General features: G+C 51.4%; 17 protein-coding genes and 1 riboswitch. Of the genes, 10 read left to right on the forward strand and 7 right to left on the reverse strand.

Features of this window, described 5'->3' with window-relative positions; translation table 11 throughout:
- The first annotated feature begins 40 nt into the window (after positions 1-40).
- On the forward strand, positions 41-577 hold the full coding sequence (locus CFF01_RS08785; RefSeq protein WP_088904551.1) for a tRNA-uridine aminocarboxypropyltransferase: 537 nt from the start codon (positions 41-43) through the stop codon (positions 575-577).
- Here the strand turns inward: CFF01_RS08785 and trhA are convergent.
- The gene (gene trhA / locus CFF01_RS08790; protein WP_088904552.1) at positions 540-1220 is read right to left on the reverse strand and encodes a PAQR family membrane homeostasis protein TrhA; all 681 of its coding nucleotides are present in this window, start codon (positions 1218-1220) and stop codon (positions 540-542) included. The genes CFF01_RS08785 and trhA overlap by 38 nt on opposite strands.
- A 233-nt stretch (positions 1221-1453) precedes the next feature.
- Here trhA and CFF01_RS08795 point away from each other — a divergent pair, with 233 nt between their 5' ends.
- The 9 genes from CFF01_RS08795 to CFF01_RS08835 all read left to right on the forward strand — a co-directional run bounded on the left by CFF01_RS08795 (position 1454) and on the right by CFF01_RS08835 (position 11098).
- The gene (locus tag CFF01_RS08795; RefSeq protein WP_408640516.1) at positions 1454-2497 is read left to right on the forward strand and encodes a hypothetical protein; all 1044 of its coding nucleotides are present in this window, start codon (positions 1454-1456) and stop codon (positions 2495-2497) included.
- 147 nt (positions 2498-2644) lie between these two features.
- A riboswitch (TPP riboswitch) is annotated at positions 2645-2743 on the forward strand.
- A gap of 160 nt (positions 2744-2903) precedes the next feature.
- Positions 2904-4865, forward strand: coding sequence for a phosphomethylpyrimidine synthase ThiC (gene thiC, locus CFF01_RS08800; RefSeq protein ID WP_088904554.1), 1962 nt, complete (start codon positions 2904-2906; stop codon positions 4863-4865).
- Between the two features lie 2 nt (positions 4866-4867).
- Complete coding sequence (gene thiE / locus CFF01_RS08805; protein ID WP_088904555.1) at positions 4868-6475, forward strand: thiamine phosphate synthase; 1608 nt, start codon at positions 4868-4870, stop codon at positions 6473-6475.
- Complete coding sequence (locus CFF01_RS08810; RefSeq protein ID WP_088904556.1) at positions 6462-7232, forward strand: HesA/MoeB/ThiF family protein; 771 nt, start codon at positions 6462-6464, stop codon at positions 7230-7232. Before thiE ends, CFF01_RS08810 begins: the two co-directional genes overlap by 14 nt.
- Positions 7233-7442, forward strand: coding sequence for a sulfur carrier protein ThiS (gene thiS / locus CFF01_RS08815; protein ID WP_088904557.1), 210 nt, complete (start codon positions 7233-7235; stop codon positions 7440-7442).
- A gap of 1 nt (position 7443) precedes the next feature.
- Complete coding sequence (locus CFF01_RS08820; RefSeq protein WP_088904558.1) at positions 7444-8223, forward strand: thiazole synthase; 780 nt, start codon at positions 7444-7446, stop codon at positions 8221-8223.
- Positions 8223-9341, forward strand: coding sequence for a 2-iminoacetate synthase ThiH (gene thiH / locus CFF01_RS08825; protein WP_088904559.1), 1119 nt, complete (start codon positions 8223-8225; stop codon positions 9339-9341). Before CFF01_RS08820 ends, thiH begins: the two co-directional genes overlap by 1 nt.
- A gap of 103 nt (positions 9342-9444) precedes the next feature.
- Positions 9445-9714, forward strand: coding sequence for a hypothetical protein (locus tag CFF01_RS08830; RefSeq protein WP_033538093.1), 270 nt, complete (start codon positions 9445-9447; stop codon positions 9712-9714).
- Positions 9715-9754: 40 nt separating this feature from the next.
- Positions 9755-11098 (forward strand): putative metalloprotease CJM1_0395 family protein, encoded by a 1344-nt coding sequence (locus CFF01_RS08835; RefSeq protein ID WP_232479556.1) that lies wholly within the window; start codon positions 9755-9757, stop codon positions 11096-11098.
- On the opposite strand, the gene CFF01_RS08840 is transcribed toward CFF01_RS08835, so the two are convergent.
- The 6 genes from CFF01_RS08840 to CFF01_RS08865 form a co-directional block, all read right to left on the reverse strand.
- Positions 11095-11985, reverse strand: a complete 891-nt coding sequence (locus tag CFF01_RS08840) for a LysR family transcriptional regulator (protein ID WP_033538095.1) — start codon at positions 11983-11985, stop codon at positions 11095-11097. The two genes, CFF01_RS08835 and CFF01_RS08840, sit on opposite strands and share 4 nt — an antisense overlap.
- A gap of 15 nt (positions 11986-12000) precedes the next feature.
- Entirely contained in the window at positions 12001-13005 is a 1005-nt protein-coding gene (locus tag CFF01_RS08845) for a DUF3541 domain-containing protein (RefSeq protein ID WP_232479557.1), read from the reverse strand.
- Positions 13006-13090: 85 nt separating this feature from the next.
- Positions 13091-14767, reverse strand: a complete 1677-nt coding sequence (locus CFF01_RS08850) for a M3 family metallopeptidase (RefSeq protein ID WP_088904562.1) — start codon at positions 14765-14767, stop codon at positions 13091-13093.
- Entirely contained in the window at positions 14730-15686 is a 957-nt protein-coding gene (locus tag CFF01_RS08855) for an alpha-L-glutamate ligase-like protein (protein ID WP_088904563.1), read from the reverse strand. The genes CFF01_RS08850 and CFF01_RS08855 overlap by 38 nt, the downstream gene beginning before the upstream one ends.
- Before the next feature lie 2 nt (positions 15687-15688).
- Positions 15689-17194 (reverse strand): UUP1 family membrane protein, encoded by a 1506-nt coding sequence (locus CFF01_RS08860; RefSeq protein ID WP_033538099.1) that lies wholly within the window; start codon positions 17192-17194, stop codon positions 15689-15691.
- Between the two features lie 18 nt (positions 17195-17212).
- Entirely contained in the window at positions 17213-17947 is a 735-nt protein-coding gene (locus CFF01_RS08865; RefSeq protein WP_088905919.1) for an ATP-dependent zinc protease family protein, read from the reverse strand.
- Between the last annotated feature and the right edge of the window lie 14 nt (positions 17948-17961).

Here is a 17961-nt window from a genome sequence, read left to right on the forward strand (position 1 = left end):
CGCCTTTATCGAGCCTGCAAACCGCAAAGAAGTTAGTTAAATGAAATTTATACTGCTCACACATGCGCGGGAATATGAGCGTCCCTCCAATACGGGCACGCTGGCGTTGCAGCATTTTCCTGAGTTATGCCGCCGTGTGCCTTGGTCACGGGTTGAGCCCGATGCTTGGCTTAAGCAGGCCTGCGAGTCGGGTGAGGCGCTGTTACTCTTTCCGCCAAGTGATGAAAGCCCGCCAGCGTTTACCCTTGAAGCCTTAGTAGAGGAGGCTCAGACGCCGTTACCACAGCAGATCATTATTTTGGATGCCACCTGGCAGGAAGCCAGAAAGATGGTCCGTCAGAGCCCCTATCTGCAACAGGCGCGGCGCTTAAGCCTGTCAGAGGCATCCACTTCTCGTTATCGTTTAAGGCGCAATCAGGTGGATCAGGGCTTGTGCACCATAGAGTGCATCATCAGCCTGCTAAGAGGTATGGAGATGTCAGATGAAGCGCAAGTTCTGGATGCGGCGTTTGACGCCTTTATGTCAGAGCATAGTCAAGTCAAAGCACCGTCAGATAGACACATAGAAAATGACTGAGCGCTCCTGCCAGCACAAACAGATGCCAGATGGCATGATTATAGGGGATGCGTTTACCCACATAGAAGATCACCCCAACACTATAAAAAATCCCGCCGGCCATTAATAGCTGAAAACCTAGGGTGCTCATGGCCTCAAGCAGTTGTTTCATGACGATAACGCACAACCAACCCATTACCAGATAGAGCACCAGACTAAAGATCTTAAATCTGTGGATAAAGAGTGTCTTAAACAAGATCCCGCCGAGTGCCAGACACCAGATGGCGAGCAATATTCCATCGGCTTCGGCGCTGCCTAATTGGATCAGCATGAGTGGGGTATAGGTGCCGGCGATGAGCAGATAGATGGCGCAGTGATCGGCAATCTTCAGCTTATGTTTTAGCTTGGGATCAGACACGCTGTGGTACAAGGTTGAGCAGAGAAACAGGAGTATGATACTCAGGCAGTAGATCAACATACCACCCAGTTGCAGATCGCTGAGACTATCCCAACCTTTCATCATTGAAAAAATCAATGCCAGAATACCGGCAAGCACCCCGAGTCCATGGCTCATCGCATTGGCCAGCTCTTCAGAGCGGCTATAGGGCGCGGCGATTGACACTAGGGGATCAGCTTGGTTTAAGGGGAGTTCTTGGGACGGCATCATGCTCTCTATTGACTGGTTAGACCTCAAGCTGAGTCTAACAGTATGCTATCGCAAATGAAATACTTTAGCGTACATATGTAAGCTTAAAAGTTTAAGGTGACTCTTAATGTTTGATTTTAAATTACTTTAATATATATAGTGTCCACCTATAACAGGACGTGGAACTTATGGGTCAAGCTTAGCCTCTAAAGCGCTAAGTTACCTAAGGAAAGGATCTGTCCCTCTTGCAAGTGACGCCACAGGAGCTGCATAAACCAAGGCAACCAGAACAAGAGTATCATTGGTCGGCGATTAAGCTTAACGCCGTATGTCCTGAGCCACTTGCGCTAACCTGCCTCGATTTGCTTGAGGAGAGTGCTGAGCACCAGCGGCGCCAGCATAAGTTCCTAGGGATAAGCTTAACAGATCTTATGCTTGTGCTCGGTGTCTTGCTGCTACATCTGTTTCTACTGTCCATGCTTAATTGGCGTTATCCGTTATACCATGGCCCCGTCTCTCGCGCTGAGCCGTCTACCAAGGCGATAAGTGCCTATATGCTGAGCGCTGCCCAACTTGAGGCCATGACCACGCGTGAATTAGCCAATCAAGCAGGGCCGCTAAAAACATCATCTGAGTCTCAATTAGTTGAGCCTGTTACCGAGGAGCAGAGTCTCACCTCGCTATCCCAACTGAAATCACCTGGCGCCTCGCCCCCGCAGAAGCAACTGATCCAGAAGCACAGTCCTGATCGGGGTAATGAGCAAACTCAGACGGCCGGCGCCGAGAAGAGTCAGGCAAAAAGCCATGATATCGACCCAGAGCTGCCAAGGAGAGTGGCAGAACAAGGGTTCACCTTTGAGGCGCCAGATCTAACAGAATATAACGCGCCGCCTCAACAGCGGCCTTTTGCTGGGGAGCTCGGCGTCATCACCGGAGACTATCTGGCCAGGCATCGTCAAGCCTTGATCGATAAGCTGGTACAGCGCGCGGCCGATGCGGCGACAATGCCCAAATCGATAAGCGAGATGGATGGGCAGATGGCGCAGTTAGCCCTGCCAAAAATCGATGAATATAACACGGCAATTACCCTGGACAGTAAATTGGACCCGAATCGTATCGTTAAGCTTGGTGATACCTGTTACCGGGTGGTTAACGTCGCGACTCCTATCAATCCTCACGCACAGAACCTGGGGTTTCCTTTTAAGTGTGGTGAAGACAAGGTGAAGCAGGCGATTAAGGCCTCGTTAGACAGGCACCTTGAGCTGATGGGCGTTAGCCAGAAAAGCAATAACTAAGATGATTTTTTTTCACCACAAAATCAATTTTAGCGAGCATTTATATTTTATATTGCTGTTTATATTGATTTATTTCGTTTGATTTATTTGCTTCTAACCTCGTGAGTTAAGGGCTTGTTTATCGCTAAGGCTTAGGTCTATACTGGGCACCTCTTGTCGGAGTGCCATTAGGCTGAGACCGTTAATTCGGGATCCGTTGAACCTGATCAGGTTAGTCCCTGCGAAGGAAACAAGCATAATATGACCTTGGTAAAGGCTAATTTGTAGGCGATAATTTGCCCTTGAACTTGCCTATCAAACCATATTTTTGACCTGGTGCGATCATCTTATATCGTCCGTGGTTAATGCCCTCAACGCCAACTTCTCCAGACAAGCAACTTCATTTAACTCAATAGTGAGATTGCTTATGTCAACACGTCGTGAAACTCGAGCCCGGGCCCAGGCCTTTATCGATAATCTAAAACCGCTACAACATGCCAATTCAGAGAAGATCTACTTGCAGGGGAGTCGAGCCGACCTCAAGGTTGCCATGCGCCAGATCCATCAGTCCGATACCCTGATTGGTGGTACCCAATCGGCGCCCATTGTTGCAAAGAATCCGCCAATCAAGGTTTATGACTGTGCCGGTCCCTATTCAGACCCTAAGGCAGATATCAATGTGCGTCGCGGTCTGGATAAGCTGCGCAGTACTTGGATCGCAGAGCGGGACGATACCCAGACGCTAAGTCAGGCAAGCTCGGGTTTTACCCAGCAACGTTTGGCCGATGAGGGACTGGATCACTTAAGGTTTGAACATCTGCCAAGACCGAGACGCGCTAAAGATGGCAAGGTGGTAACCCAGATGCACTACGCCAGACGCGGCATTATCACCCCTGAGATGGAATATGTGGCCCTGCGGGAAAATATGGCTCGCGATACTGTGATCGATGAGGTGTTGACCCAGCGCGCAGCAGGGGAAAGCTTTGGCGCCAAGGTGGGCCAGGCGATAACCCCAGAGTTTGTCCGTCAGGAACTGGCCGCTGGCCGGGCGATCATTCCTTTAAATATCAATCACCCAGAAGCCGAGCCGATGATCATTGGTCGCAATTTTCTGGTCAAGGTCAACGCCAATATAGGGAATTCCGCGGTGACTTCCTCTATCGAAGAGGAGGTGGAGAAGTTGGTGTGGGCGACGCGTTGGGGCGCCGATACTGTAATGGATCTTTCAACCGGTCGCTATATCCACGAGACTCGCGAGTGGATCATTCGTAACTCGCCTGTGCCCATAGGCACGGTTCCCATCTATCAGGCGCTGGAGAAGGTCAACGGCATTGCCGAAGATCTCACCTGGGAGATCTTCAGGGATACCCTGATTGAGCAGGCGGAGCAGGGGGTGGACTATTTTACTATTCACGCCGGTGTCTTACTGCGTTATGTGCCCATGACGGCGAAACGTTTGACCGGTATTGTATCCCGCGGCGGTTCTATCATGGCCAAGTGGTGTCTCTCTCATCATAAAGAGAACTTCCTCTATGAGCACTTTGATGAGATCTGTAAGTTGTGCGCGGCCTACGATGTCTCTTTGTCTCTTGGGGATGGTATGCGCCCAGGTTCCATTGCCGATGCGAACGATGAAGCGCAGTTTGCTGAGCTTGAAACCTTAGGGGAGCTGGTTAAGCGCGCCTGGCAACACGATGTGCAAACTATCATAGAAGGCCCGGGGCATATCCCGATGCAGCTGATCAAAGAGAACATGGATAAGCAGCTCGAGCTGTGTGATGAGGCACCTTTTTATACCTTAGGCCCGCAAACCACAGATATCGCGCCAGGTTATGATCATTTCACCTCGGGGATCGGCGCGGCTATGATTGCTTGGTATGGCTGTGCGATGCTCTGTTACGTCACCCCTAAGGAGCATCTGGGACTGCCCAATAAGGAAGATGTGAAACAGGGACTGATCGCCTACAAGATAGCGGCCCACGCCGGGGATGTGGCCAAGGGGCATCCTGGCGCTCAGATCCGCGACAATGCCTTGTCGAAGGCAAGGTTCGAGTTTCGCTGGGAGGATCAGTACAACCTGGGATTAGATCCCGATACCGCCAGGGCTTATCACGATGAGTCCTTACCTCAAGAATCGGCCAAAGTTGCCCATTTCTGCTCCATGTGTGGCCCTAAGTTTTGCTCAATGAAAATCACCCAGGAAGTACGTGAGTACGCCGCGGCGCAAGAGAGTCAGGCGCAGGCGATTGAGGTACAGCACAGCCAGGCTTATGAGGCAGCGCCTCAGACACAGATCCAGCAAGGGATGGAGAAGATGTCGGCGCAGTTTAAGCAGACCGGTGGCGCCCTTTATCACAGTGCCACAATGGCCGACGTTGAAGAGGTATAGCCATGGGCAGTGCTAAACCTATCGTCTGGACCATAGCCGGTTCAGACAGTGGTGGCGGCGCCGGGATTCAAGCGGATCTGGCAACCATAGCGGATCTCGGCGGTCATGGCTGCAGCGTGATCACCTGTGTGACCGCGCAAAATTCGGTAGCGGTCAATGGTGTTGAGCCGGTCAGCGACGCCTTGCTGCTCAATCAACTCAACACCTTGCTGGTTGACCTGCCGCCAAAGGCGATAAAAATTGGCTTGCTGGCGAATCAGCGTCAGATTGATCTGCTTGCCGATTGGCTGGCGACGCATTTTACATCACACGCCAAGGTCACTGGTTATCAGGTCCCTATCATACTAGATCCTGTGATGGTGGCTTCCTGTGGAGACACGCTTGTCAGTGCTGAGGCTGATAAGGGGCTGGATTTTTCCCCGTTCGGGCAGCTACTTACCCTGATCACTCCCAATGGCCAGGAATTTGAGGCACTGTCGGCGTTAGTGGGTGATGATAGTGGCGGGATCTCTGCTAAGGCGCAGAATTTAGCCCATTATCTGGGCTGTAACCTCTTGATAACCGGCGGCGATAAGGGGGCCTTTTGGCAAGCGCAGTACGCCGAGGATCATTTTGTCTGCCATAAGGTACCTCATACCTCAGCTTTGCATCAGCATAGGGGATTTCGCCTTAGTAGCGAGCGAAGTGATAACCCAAACCACCACGGTAGCGGCTGCACGCTCTCATCGGCAATTGCGAGCTTTCTCGCTCATGGCTTGGTGTTGCATGATGCGGTCTTACTGGCTAAAGCCTATGTTGGTCAAGGGATCGCGGCGGCCAGCCCGGTAGGCGCAGGCTCGGGGCCACTAGAGCGTTGTGGCTGGCCTAAGAGGTTGAAAAGCCTCGCTAAGATAAGCTTAATCGATGCAGAAAACTGCAAGGGCCCCGATTTTCTAAGGCATATTTCACACCATACTCCTCATGGCCTTGCGCTTAGCTTTCCTGCGTTAACCCAGCCGATCGGTATCTATCCCGTGGTAGGTGATGTCAAGACCCTATCACAGGTGCTGGCAGCAGGAGCCAGCACGGTGCAGCTTAGGATAAAACAGCTAAGCACCACAGATGAGCTAGAGCGTCAGATAATTGATGCCATTGCTCTTGGGAGAGAGTATGGCGCTCAGCTCTTTATCAATGACCATTGGCAATTGGCGGTAAAACACGGCGCATTTGGTGTCCATCTGGGTCAGGAAGATCTGTTTGATGCCGATCTTGAGGCAATTGCCAACGCAGGGATGGCGCTTGGGCTCTCGAGTCACGGAGTATTTGAGATGGCGCTGGCGTGCCAACTCAAGCCATCTTATATCGCTCTAGGGCATATCTTCCCAACTCCTACCAAGTCAATGCCGTCAAAGGCGCAGGGGCTAGAGAACCTCAAGCATCTGGTGGCTCTTTTTGACCCCGGATGTCCGCGGGTGGCGATTGGCGGCATAGATAAATCGCGACTCGAAGCCGTTAAAGCGACAGGTGTCGACGCCGTGGCGCTTGTCAGGGCGGTAACCCAGGCTGCTTCGCCTGGCGATGCCTATCTTGAGTTACTCAGGCTTTGGGAGAATGGCGATGCCGCTAGCTGATCAACAATTTATCCAGTTTTCTCGGCAGATCTTATTGCCGGAAGTGGGCGAAGACGGCCAGCAATGCCTGATGGCGGCTCGCGTAGCGATAGTCGGGATAGGTGGTTTAGGTCAGCTTTGCGCCCAGTATCTGAGCGCGGCCGGCATTGGTGGGCTGACGCTCATCGATGACGACAAGGTTGAGCTGAGTAACTTGCCGCGCCAGTTACTGTTCTCCCTTGATGATTGCGGCAAGTACAAAGCCTTGGTGGCTCAGCAAAAACTAGGTTCAGGTCATTACAATGCTGATATTTGCCAGATAACAGCCAAGACTGAGCGCCTTAATCGGCAAAATGCCAGGACGCTCTTCGGTGATGTGGATCTGGTACTGGATTGCAGTGATAACTTTGCCACCCGCCACTGTGTGAATGCTGCGTGCGTAGCAGCCAATCTGCCCAATGTCGTGGGCTCTGCTGCGCATTTCAGTGGTCAGTTGATGGCCTTCGATTTATCAAGGGCGCCTGAGGCGGGCTGCTATCACTGTGTTTTTCCCGCCGAACTAAGAGTCAGTGAAAACTGCTCAACCCTTGGTGTGCTGGGGCCTATGGTCGGCACTATGGCATCGATGCAGGCGCTACTGGCCCTTAAGCTGATCATGGAACTGGGTGGGCTAGGGGAAATGCAGCGATATAACGGCCTAATGGCAGAGATGCACAAGGTGAGATTACGGCGCGATCCTCACTGCCCTGTGTGCGCCGACATGGCAAAGGAGAGATAGATGAGTGAGATCAGAATAAGTGTCAACGGCCTGCCGGTAACGCTGCCAACAGGGACCAGCTTGCTGGCAATGTTAATGGCGCAATCGATCAATTTGGACAGCGTGGCATTAGTGCGCGGCGGTGAGCTAGTACCTAAGTCACAGTGGGCTGTGACTGAGTGTGAAGCAGATGATGTGGTTGAAATTTTTGGTGTAGTGGCAGGAGGATAATATGTTAACCCTAGGCGATACTCAGTTCTCATCGCGTTTATTCACTGGCACGGGCAAGTTTTCCTCTGCTAATCAGATGCTCGCGGCCTTGGCTGCCAGTAGCTCGCAACTGGTGACCTTGGCAATGAAACGTGTCGATATTAAAGGTGGCTTTGACGATATTCTTGCTCCCCTGCGGCAAAGTGGTGTTAAGTTGCTACCCAATACTTCTGGTGCCCGCAATGCCAAGGAGGCAATTTTTGCCGCCGAGTTGGCGCGGGAAGTGCTGGGGACCTCTTGGGTGAAACTTGAGATCCATCCGGATCCCAAATACCTGATGCCCGATCCTATTGAAACCTTTAATGCCGCTAAGGTGTTGTGTGAACGCGGTTTTACGGTTTTACCCTATGTGCATGCCGATCCCGTGTTGTGCCGAGCATTGGAAGAGGTGGGCTGCGCCGCTGTGATGCCTTTAGGCAGCCCCATTGGTTCTAATCAGGGACTCGCAACCGCTACTTTTTTGAAGATCATCATAGAGCAGGCCAATGTCCCCGTAGTGGTGGATGCGGGAATAGGAACCCCTTCACAGGCCATGGCTGCGATGGAGATGGGGGCGAGCGCCGTACTGGTCAATACAGCGATTGCTGCCAGTCGGGATCCGGTAAAAATGGCGCTTTGTTTTGCCGAGGCGGTTGCGACTGGGCGTAAGGCTTATGAAGCAGGATTGGCCGAGGTACACGCCAGGGCGATAGGCACCAGCCCACAGCAGTCGCTGACTGGATTTTTAGCGGAGTCTGATTGATGAGTTTTATTCAGCAGCTAGCTAAGCTTTCCAGAGAGACCTTGAAGTTAAGGCTGTATTCGACCACACCAGCCCAGGTTGAAGCGGCAATTGCGGGGGAGCAGGGCAATCTTGATCATCTGTTAGCGCTACTTTCTCCGGCTGCCGAAGCTTATATTGAGCTGATGGCTCAGCGAGCTGCGGCTTTGACTCGGCGGCGTTTTGGTCACAACATAGGTCTCTATCTGCCCCTGTATCTGTCTAATCTCTGTGCCAATGAGTGCGATTATTGTGGTTTTACCATGAGTAACAAGCTTAAGCGCAAGGTATTGAGCGCTGAGGAACTAGCCGCCGAAATGGCGGTGATCAAGCCTCAGGGATTCGACTCGATTCTCTTAGTCTCCGGCGAGCATGAGACTAAGGTGGGGCTGGACTATTTTTCGTCCGTGCTGCCACAGGTAAAGGCGCAGTTTAGTCATGTGGCCATGGAGGTGCAGCCCTTGAGCACAAAGGCTTACGACGCACTGGTGGCAAGAGGGTTGGATGCCGTTATGTTGTATCAGGAGACCTATGACCCCACCACCTACCAGAAACATCACCTGAGGGGCAACAAGCAAGACTATGGCTATCGTCTAGAATCGCCTGAGCGTATCGCCCAGGCCGGCGTGGATAAGATAGGGCTTGGGGTCCTCTTAGGCTTGGATGATTGGCGTATGGACGCGCTGTTGATGGGGCACCATCTCGATTATCTCGAGCGGCGGTTCTGGCGCAGTCGCTACAGTATTTCACTGCCGAGGTTAAGGCCCTGTGTCGGGGGCATTACGCCTAAGGTGCAACTGTCTGATCGGGGATTAGTACAGCTAATTTGCGCCTTCAGACTGTTTAATGAGCAGTTGGAGATCAGCCTCTCCACCCGAGAGACACCTAAGTTACGCGATAATCTGCTTGGCCTTGGGATCACTCAGATGAGCGCCGGAAGCCGTACAGAGCCTGGCGGTTATGTAAATCCTGATGCTCAATTGGATCAGTTTGAGATCAGTGATGAGCGCAGTGCAGCCGAGGTGGTCAAGGTCCTTAGGCAGCGGGGCTTTACTCCGGTATGGAAAGATTGGGAAGCCAACTGGATAGGGGCAAGCTAATCAATTCAAACAGATAACTACCCTGGCGTGAAAGCCTGTACATTCGTTGGCTTTTGGTTAATAATTAGCCATAACTGTGACTTGCCTAAAGAGGCGTTAGATTATGGAAATACCATCAAGTTTTTCATCCGGGTTAGCGGGCTTAAAAGGTGCGCAATCAGGCCTGACGCAGGCAACGGTTGATGTGGCAAAACCCAGTCAGCCTCAAACGAGTGAGGCGGGTTCGACAGAAACAACCAATCCCGTTAGTGCGACCGATAAAACCGGGGCTTTAGTGTCAGCCATCGAGTCGAAAAACCAAGGGGAAGCTGCGGTAGAAGTGCTCGAAACAGCAAATGAAACCCTAGGTACAGTGATAGACATTAAGGTGTAACCCCATGACCGGCGTCATGACTGCGCCATCTCTAACGGCGATGCGATTAAATGCTTCGCCGTCTTCACTTGGTCAGCGCTTCAGTTCAAATCCTTCAGTCAGTGCTTCAGTAACGCCAGTTTCTTCGGCGCAAACACTGACTGCGCAACATTTAGCTCCACAAACGCTAGCCCCGCAAACACAAGGCTCACAAACACATGGCTCACAAACACATGGCTCACAAACATTAGCCACGCAATCTCCTGTGACGTCTGCATCTTCCCCTATCACGGCGAGTATTGGCAGTGCGGGGTTATCAGGTCAAACCGCGACTCTTAAGGCAGATCTATCGCCCACTAATAGCTTGGTTAATATCAACGACAGCAATAGTTCTGTAAGCAAGCAAAGCCGCGGTGGCTATAGCCTGTCTCAAGGGGCGCTAGGGGTAAATGGACTGATTAATCGCGCGCCTGGCCAAGTCGCCGCTAATCCAGCTGCTAGCCAAGGGCGAATAAACACTGGCTCAGGTGCGAGTGAAACGAGCGCTGCAGACACAGGTGAAGCCAATGGGATTGGTAATATCTTTGCTAAAGATCAGGTGGAAACGATCTTTAATCCAGCACAAGAGGATGCGGGCGAATCCGCCGGTGATCCCGCCGCGCAAGAAGGTTCAGGAGCTAATGTCTTTAGTCAGACAGATGCGCGGGAGCAGCAAGGCTATGATCCCTTTAAGGACAAAGAGGTTGATGCTGAGCAGTTAGATAGGGCACAGGAGGCCGAGTTGCAGGCGCTGGCAAAACGTGACGCTGAGGTGAGAGCCCATGAGCAGGCTCATGCCAGTGTTGGCGGTACTTTTGCACGCAGCCCGAGTTTCAAATATGAGCAGGGAAGCGATGGTCGTCGTTACGCCGTCGATGGTGAGGTGGCAATCGATATCTCCTCGGTGCCAGGTGATCCGCTAGCGACCTTGAATAAGATGAAGCAGGTTTACGCCGCTGCAATGGCGCCTATGACGCCCTCTATGGCGGATATTCGTGTAGCCAGCGAGGCGCTGCGCAAGATGAATGCGGCAAAAGCTGAACTGGCTCAAGAGCGTCAGCAGAGCGTGATGACACCCAAAGAGATGCAGCCATTAATTGATGCGGGTAAGAGTGAGCAGCAGCGTCAGTTGCCTGACCCTGTAACGCCCAAGGTGGCTGGGGAGGTGGATGAAAAAGGCCAAATATCAGCCAGCAGAGTCGATTCCCCCTCAGCCCTGGATAATGATAGAGCGCCCTCACAAACTATTGAGCGTATCAGTCGTCAAATCTTAGAAAATAAGGCTGAAGTCTATAGCCAATCGGCCCTCAATGCTCGTTATCAGGGGGCTCAGCCTAGTCCATCTTCGTTTGCTTTCTCCCTTTAAATCGCGTGATTTTTCAAGATAAGCTGCTCAAGTAGTTGGGACGCTGGTCCCTGTTTATCGCGGTTGGGGATAACCAGACTTAAGGGGACTTGTCTGTGGGTCGAGCCTTTAAGTTCCAGTCGTGTCAGTTTACCTTGCTCGATGGCGCCACAGACCAGATGACTCGGGATCCAGCAGAATCCCAGGCCTTTTGCCAGTACCACCAAGGCTTCATGAAAGTTAGCAACCGTCCAGCGGCGCTCAGCTTTGAGCCACCCCATTTCGCCGCGGCTGATCTGACCGGTATCTTTAATCACTATCTGTAACTGTTCTGCCAGGGTCTGATCATCCAGGGGCATATCCATACTCGCCAACGGGTGAGAGGGATGGCAGACCAGAAAGAAGTCCACATGGCATAAAGGCTGTGCAAGGTACCCTTTAGGCGCTGCGCCGCCTATGATGGCTATGTCGACCTTTTCCGATTCCACTAACTCGGCGCTGCCACTGATCACAGAGTCCAATATAGTGATCCTTGTGCCCCGGCCCTGGGGTTCAAATTCTGCCAGGGCATCGATAAGGTGCTCCATTGGGTAGATCAACTCTCTGGAGAGCATTAGGCTGGGTTCCCAGCCTTTTTCCAGATTGTTGGCTAGTTGCTCTAACTCAGTCACAGATCGGGTAATGTGCCGTGAGCGCCTAAGCAGAACCTCACCACTTTCGGTTAAATAAGCCTTGCGCCCTCTGACTTCCAATAGTGCAACACCCAGCTGTGCTTGCAATTTTGCCACGGCGTGATTGAGCGACGACTGACTCTTGTTTAACTTTTCTGCTGCCTGGGCGTAACCGCCGTAATCGACTACAGCCTGGAGAATGCGCCACTGTTCAAAGGTGGATTTGGCTTGACTCATGCTCGCTACCCTTTGCTATTTTTGCGGCTGTTTAGGTTTTATGGTTACTAACTTAGGCATATATTTCTTGGTCGCTTTAAGTTGGTGCAAATAAGGGCCTTGGTACAGGGTTTCAGGCCAGTCTAACAGCATCATGGCTAAGACATTACGATGCTCACCCAAGGCAAGATCGGGATTGCCGCGCGGTGAGGGGATGGTCTGCACCTTGGGATCGAAGGCCGATATGATGTGCGCCTGAGTCTTTTTCACAACAGGATTGTCGGACATGCCCGCCAGATGGAAGCTAATTCCCACTTCGGCGATGATATCGTCGGTGGCATCGGCGAGGATCCTGTCGATATTGGCTTCGAAGTAATCCAAGATCCAGGCAAAGGTCTTACTATCTACCGGCTGCTGGTAGTATTCACTGGCGGCAAAGATAAAGTGGGTCATGCCGTAGATCTTGTTGCGGAACTGCTTCTTAGTGAGTTTGGCATCTCGACTTTGAGGGTAAACACGGTTAAAGGCAGCCTTGTAGTCTTGCACATAATCGCCCACGCCCAGCTGCTTGGCCCAGTAGACATAGTTGACTAATTGCGCTGCCCAAGCCTCAATCATGGCTTTATCGGTCAAACCGCGCTTCAGATCTGTTGACTTAAGGGCTTTGACTAGCTTGTCATGACAAGGACCCTGCAAGCCAAATTCATCGATACGACTCGAGAATCTCAGTAATACATCTGTATAGAATAGAAATTCGGGGAAGGGTTGTAACGCCTTCTTACGTGCTTTGGCTCTGGGGCCATTACCCAGCACATCAATCGCTGACTGCGCTTCATTCGCAATAAATCCAGGCTTATCCAGTTGGCAGGCGTAAAAGGCTTGTGATTCTGTCACTGCGTAAAGGTCCACCAAGGCAGCGTTGGCGTATTGTTCATCACCCGTCATGCGATAGAGCCTGATGCCGTAATGGCCCTGTACTCTGGGGGGCAGTTGGTAAAGGTGATCTTCTAGGTTCGTCTGAATGGCTTGTTTTACGCCCATCGCATCTAATGCGGCGGTTGTTTTTGCAACGGCAGATTGAGTCGACAGCAAGAGGACTGAAGAGAGCGCGAATGTGCCTAAGAGTTTAGTGTATGGCGCTATGTTGAACATGTTGCCTCCTTTCAAGTAGGTTTACGACAGGTGTTGTGTCGCCAAATATAAGGGTGAGTTGATCATCAAGGCTGAGCTGTTGTTCGTTTACGAGTAAGAGATCAAATAAGGCTTGTGTATCGAGTCGCGACTGGGCTTGGATCTGCTTAGCGAGACTCTTTTTCCACAGCGCCAGATAATAGAGCGGACCTTGGTTAACGGCGCCGGTAAAGCTGTACAGTGCATCATAGGCCTGTGGCCAAGGCTCACCAAAACTCAAGGCAAATTCCTGGCTAAGATCCTGGTAGCTGCGATCGGCCTTTGTTTGATAGGCGACCAGGGCCAGTTTGCTTCGAAAGACCTTAAGCTGAGTCGAAAAGGCTTCGAGTTGAGCCTCGCGGCTATCTATGGGCAGAGTCGGTAGTAGTTGCCTTGTAAGGTAGAGTGCTAACCATTGGCTCGCTAATGCTTGGGTGTCTTGGGTGTCGCCCAGAGTGTTGTTCAAATAGTAATGCCCACCTGGCAGCATACGCGCCACGAGTTCGGCAATGCTAGTGATAAACTGCTCCTGGGCGCGATAGTCTTCCAGTTGTTCGGGAGATGAAAGCGTCAACTGACCAAATTGCTGGCCAATTACCGCTTGTCTTAAGGGGCTGACCCTTATATCTGGCGTCGTCGCCAGAAATATATCGCCTAACAGGCGTCCATGATGCCAAAGTCGGCTCATCTTGTGGTTGACGGGCTCAATGAGCAGACCGAAAGGACTGAGCTTTTCCTCTATCTGTTCTAACATGTTAGCCGCCGACACCGGGGCTATGTCGGCCTTGGGGAGGCCGGCTAACTGGGTACCGAGCATCCAGGGGGCAATCGTGGTTTGCGTCATGGCATCAAGATAGCGCTTAACCTGGGCTGGTGATTTAAGCAGCTGATTGCTCAGCACCCAATGTGCATAGTCAGGCGCTTGATGCTGCTGGGCTATCTCCTGTTTGGTGGACAATATTTGCGAAACGGCCGCTTGATTTCGCTCTTTTGCCCTTGTCTGATACGCCTGCCATACCTGGCGCTTACAACTGATATCTTGTTGGGCAATCAGATAACTGGCGATTGAGCGATCAAAGGATTTAGTATCGTTCTCAAATGCGCTGTGATGTTCTGTTTGATGTTGAAGCTCACAGTGTGAGTCGCCAAGAGCCAGGGAAAGGTTCTTTTGCCTTAGGCCGTGGGCAATGCTTGCTTGTGCCGTGTGGATTCTTGATTTCTGCTCTGGGCTTATTTGCTCTTTGAGTTGCCTGATTAGGTGATGGCCGAAACGGCGCAGCCCGGGTTGCTCATTTTGCGTCCAAAGCTGACTTTGCTCTATTATCCACGGGGATTGTGTTAAGCGGGCAAACTCATCTGCCAGATGCAACTGACATTGTAGCAGAGCCTCTTTGTCATCAGCGCTGAGAGGATATTGACGATAGAAGCGTACACTGTCTTTTAAATTAAACAGGCCGATAAGCTGCCGCTCCAGCTCGATACTGGCTTGCATAGGTGTAATGCTGACCTGAGCTTGAGACAAAGAGACCTGATAGTCGATACATTGCTGACTGAGCATGGTGATGGGAGAGGCGGCCTCAGCCGCCAAACTAAAGTTAAGCGCTAGTGAGACTGCTAAAATGCGTTTTAGCATAAGCGACGCGCTCTTCGACTGACATAGACTTGTTTTTCATCTGCTCGACGTGCTTTAGGCGCGGCAATATCCCTTGAGCATTGGCGATCTGAATTGCCAATCCCGGACGGGCGTTGAGCTCTAGGAGCAGTGGACCGAGTTTTTGATCCAGTACCATGTCAGTCCCCAAATACCCAAGCTCACTCATCTCATAGGCTTTTGATGCCGTATGGAGCAGAGTGTCCCAGTGGGGGACTTCAATATCGGTGAGTTTTTTGTCTGTGTCTGGGTGCAGCTCTATTGGACAGTCAAACTGCACTGCGTGCAGGCCGCGTCCCGTGGCGATATCAAGTCCTACGCCTACAGCTCCTTGGTGCAAGTTTGCTTTGCCATCAGATGCCGCTGTCGAGAGTCTGAGCATTCCCATCACAGGGAAGCCCTTAAAGACGATGAGTCGAATATCGGGCACCCCTTCGAAGGAGTAGCCGTCAAAGACAGGGTCGAATTCGATCAAGCCTTCAACGATCGCCACATCGGGTTTGCCCCCTAAGGAGAAAAGCCCACTGAGAATATTTGAGATATGGCGGTCGATCTCGCTAGGGGTCACCTCATGGCCGCTAGGCTTGAAATAATGACCATTCTCCACCTTAGTGATCACCAAAATCCCTTTACCACCGGACCCTTGGGAGGGTTTGATAACAAAACCATCGCGGTTATTGACCATCTCGGGAATATGTATGATCTCGTGTTGTTGGCATACGGTACCGATAAGCGCGGGCACGGCGATATCGTTGGCCAGCGCCAGCTGTTTTGTCGTGAGCTTGTCATCTACGCGTTTGTAGAACTTACGTGGGTTATAGCGACCTATATAGTCGATATTACGTTTGTTCATGCCAAGGACGCCATTTTCCTTAAGCTTGTGTGGTCGGGCAAATAGCATGTTTATTCTCCCGCCAGTGGCCTAAAGCGTCTAAGTTCTAATAACTTGTAGCCTGTGTACTGACCCATTAAGAGTACGGTCGCCAGGATAACTAAGTGAATACCCAGGAAGTTAAACACCCAGTGTTGAACCCAGCTAGCGCTCATGGCGAGATAGGCTAAAGTGGCCACAAACAAGCTGCCGCCGCCTTGTACCATGACCTCTTTTGCGCCTTCCTCTTCCCAGAGGATAGACATACGCTCGATGGTCCATGCCAGGATGATCATCGGGAAGAAGGTAATGGTTAAGCCTTCACTGAGGCCAAACTTGTAGGAGAGCAGGGTGAACAGGCCTATGATGCCGATCACTACTATGATGACCGCCGAGATCCGTGAGATCAGCAAGAGGTTGAGATCCGACAGGTAGGAGCGGATCATCAAGCCGAAGGCAACAATCAAGAGGAAGCCGATAAGTCCCGTCAGCAGCGTGGTTTGAATAAAGGCCAGGGCGATCAACACAGGCATAAAGGTACCAGATGTCTTGATGCCTATGATCACGCGTAAAAAGACCACCATGAGCACGCCGATAGGGATCAGCAAAATACCTTTAAACAGACTCTGCTCTTCAAGCGGCAGCTGGTAGAGGGAGAAGTCGAGGGCATCTTTATTCTTCAGCATGTCGATAGAGGTCGCCAGTGCGGAACGCGTGTCCTGCAGCATGGAGAAGTTCACCTGAGAGTTAACACCACCAACCACATCTAAAGTGGATTTAGCGGTTCTGTCCCAGATAAGCAGATTGTCTGGACGTCCTTGGCTACCATCGGCTGGGTTAAAGATGATCCACTGGCCCTGATGGTACACTTCGACAAAAGTGGTCAGTTGCTGGCGACGGCGTTGATCTTCCAAAAACAGCCCGCTGACTTTCTTGGCTGGTATCCCTTTGCTGTTGAGCATTCTGATAAAGAGATCGGCGCGGGAGTTGGTGGTCAGCAACAGCTCCAGGTTCTGGCTACGCTCGGTGGCATTAAAGCTTTTGTTGAGCTGCTGAGCGAACGAAAGGTTGGTGGCACTGCGTGACCAAATTTCATTCATTACCTGTTCCGCTGCCGCCTGTTCAGTAGCAGACCAGTTGTAGGCTTGCGGTGTAGCAGGTTCCTGTTCGGCCAGGACTTCATTCTTACCGGTTGGCACTAAGGTGACTTTATAGTAAAGATCTTGCTGACCGATTGCTTCACGGGTAGACCAAGTGACCTGGCGGCCATTGTTATCTTCGGTAGCCGAGAGGCCATAACCCGGTGAAGTAGCGTTTTCTGCCAAGATCTCAAACGCGGGATCTTTGGGGACTGAGAAGGTGACTTCAGCAGGCTGTCCTGTGCCCTGAAAACTGACCTTAGCGTCGACTGCCCAGCTCTGAACCTGCTCGCCCGGCAGGAAGGGTACATTATGCTCGATACCACGATAAACGCTTGCCGCAATACCAGCAATAAACAGTAGTGCGACTAAGATATAAAAAGGCTTTTTAGAGTGCATCAGGTTAATATCCTATTCTTATTTTACTGTATTTGATGGATTTTTCTTACCGTGCACAAAAGTCTGCCCCACATCTACCACGGCAATATCTTGCATAAACTTACGACCCAGCAGGAGTTGGTAATCCAGGTGACTGCGATCGACTAAGTTGAGATCGGTTTCGGCTTTGTAGTTTCCAATCTGTAGATGAGCATGGATCACCGGACGTCTGTCATTCTCATCACCATCTTGCTTGATGCGCACAAAACGCTCGACTTTTGATTCGAAGGTTTCTGCAGGCTTGTCTGCGCCTTGGGTAAACACATCAAAACGTACCCACTGCTTGCCGTTACGTTCAAACAGTATGATGTTATGGGCATCAAGTGAGGAAGATTCGGCGCCAGTGTCAATACGGGTTTCAAATCCAGCTTTGATCTCATCAATATAGACGTGCTCTACCGCCCCTAAGATAAACTTATCCCCAATAGGCGAAGGGTCACACTCCACTGGCACTTGAACCACTTGCTTTTCAGGTTGGCGCTTAACCTCCTCCAGCTGTTGGCTGAGGCCATCGAGTTGAGTTGAAAGTGAAGAGAGCACCACTTGTTGTTCGGTTTGATTAGCGTTGATTAAGGCCACTAGCTCGCTTTTTTGCTCGCTAAGGCTGGCATTGAAGGTGTCAATATCGACAGGCGCAGGTTGTTCTGGCGCTTGTGTTGCCGCGCATCCAACAAGACTTGTCACTAAAGCGAGGGTAGTTATCTGTTTTAACATAGTGTTTTCCATTT

It is taken from the genome of Shewanella marisflavi (genome assembly GCF_002215585.1).
Classification (GTDB): domain Bacteria; phylum Pseudomonadota; class Gammaproteobacteria; order Enterobacterales; family Shewanellaceae; genus Shewanella; species Shewanella marisflavi.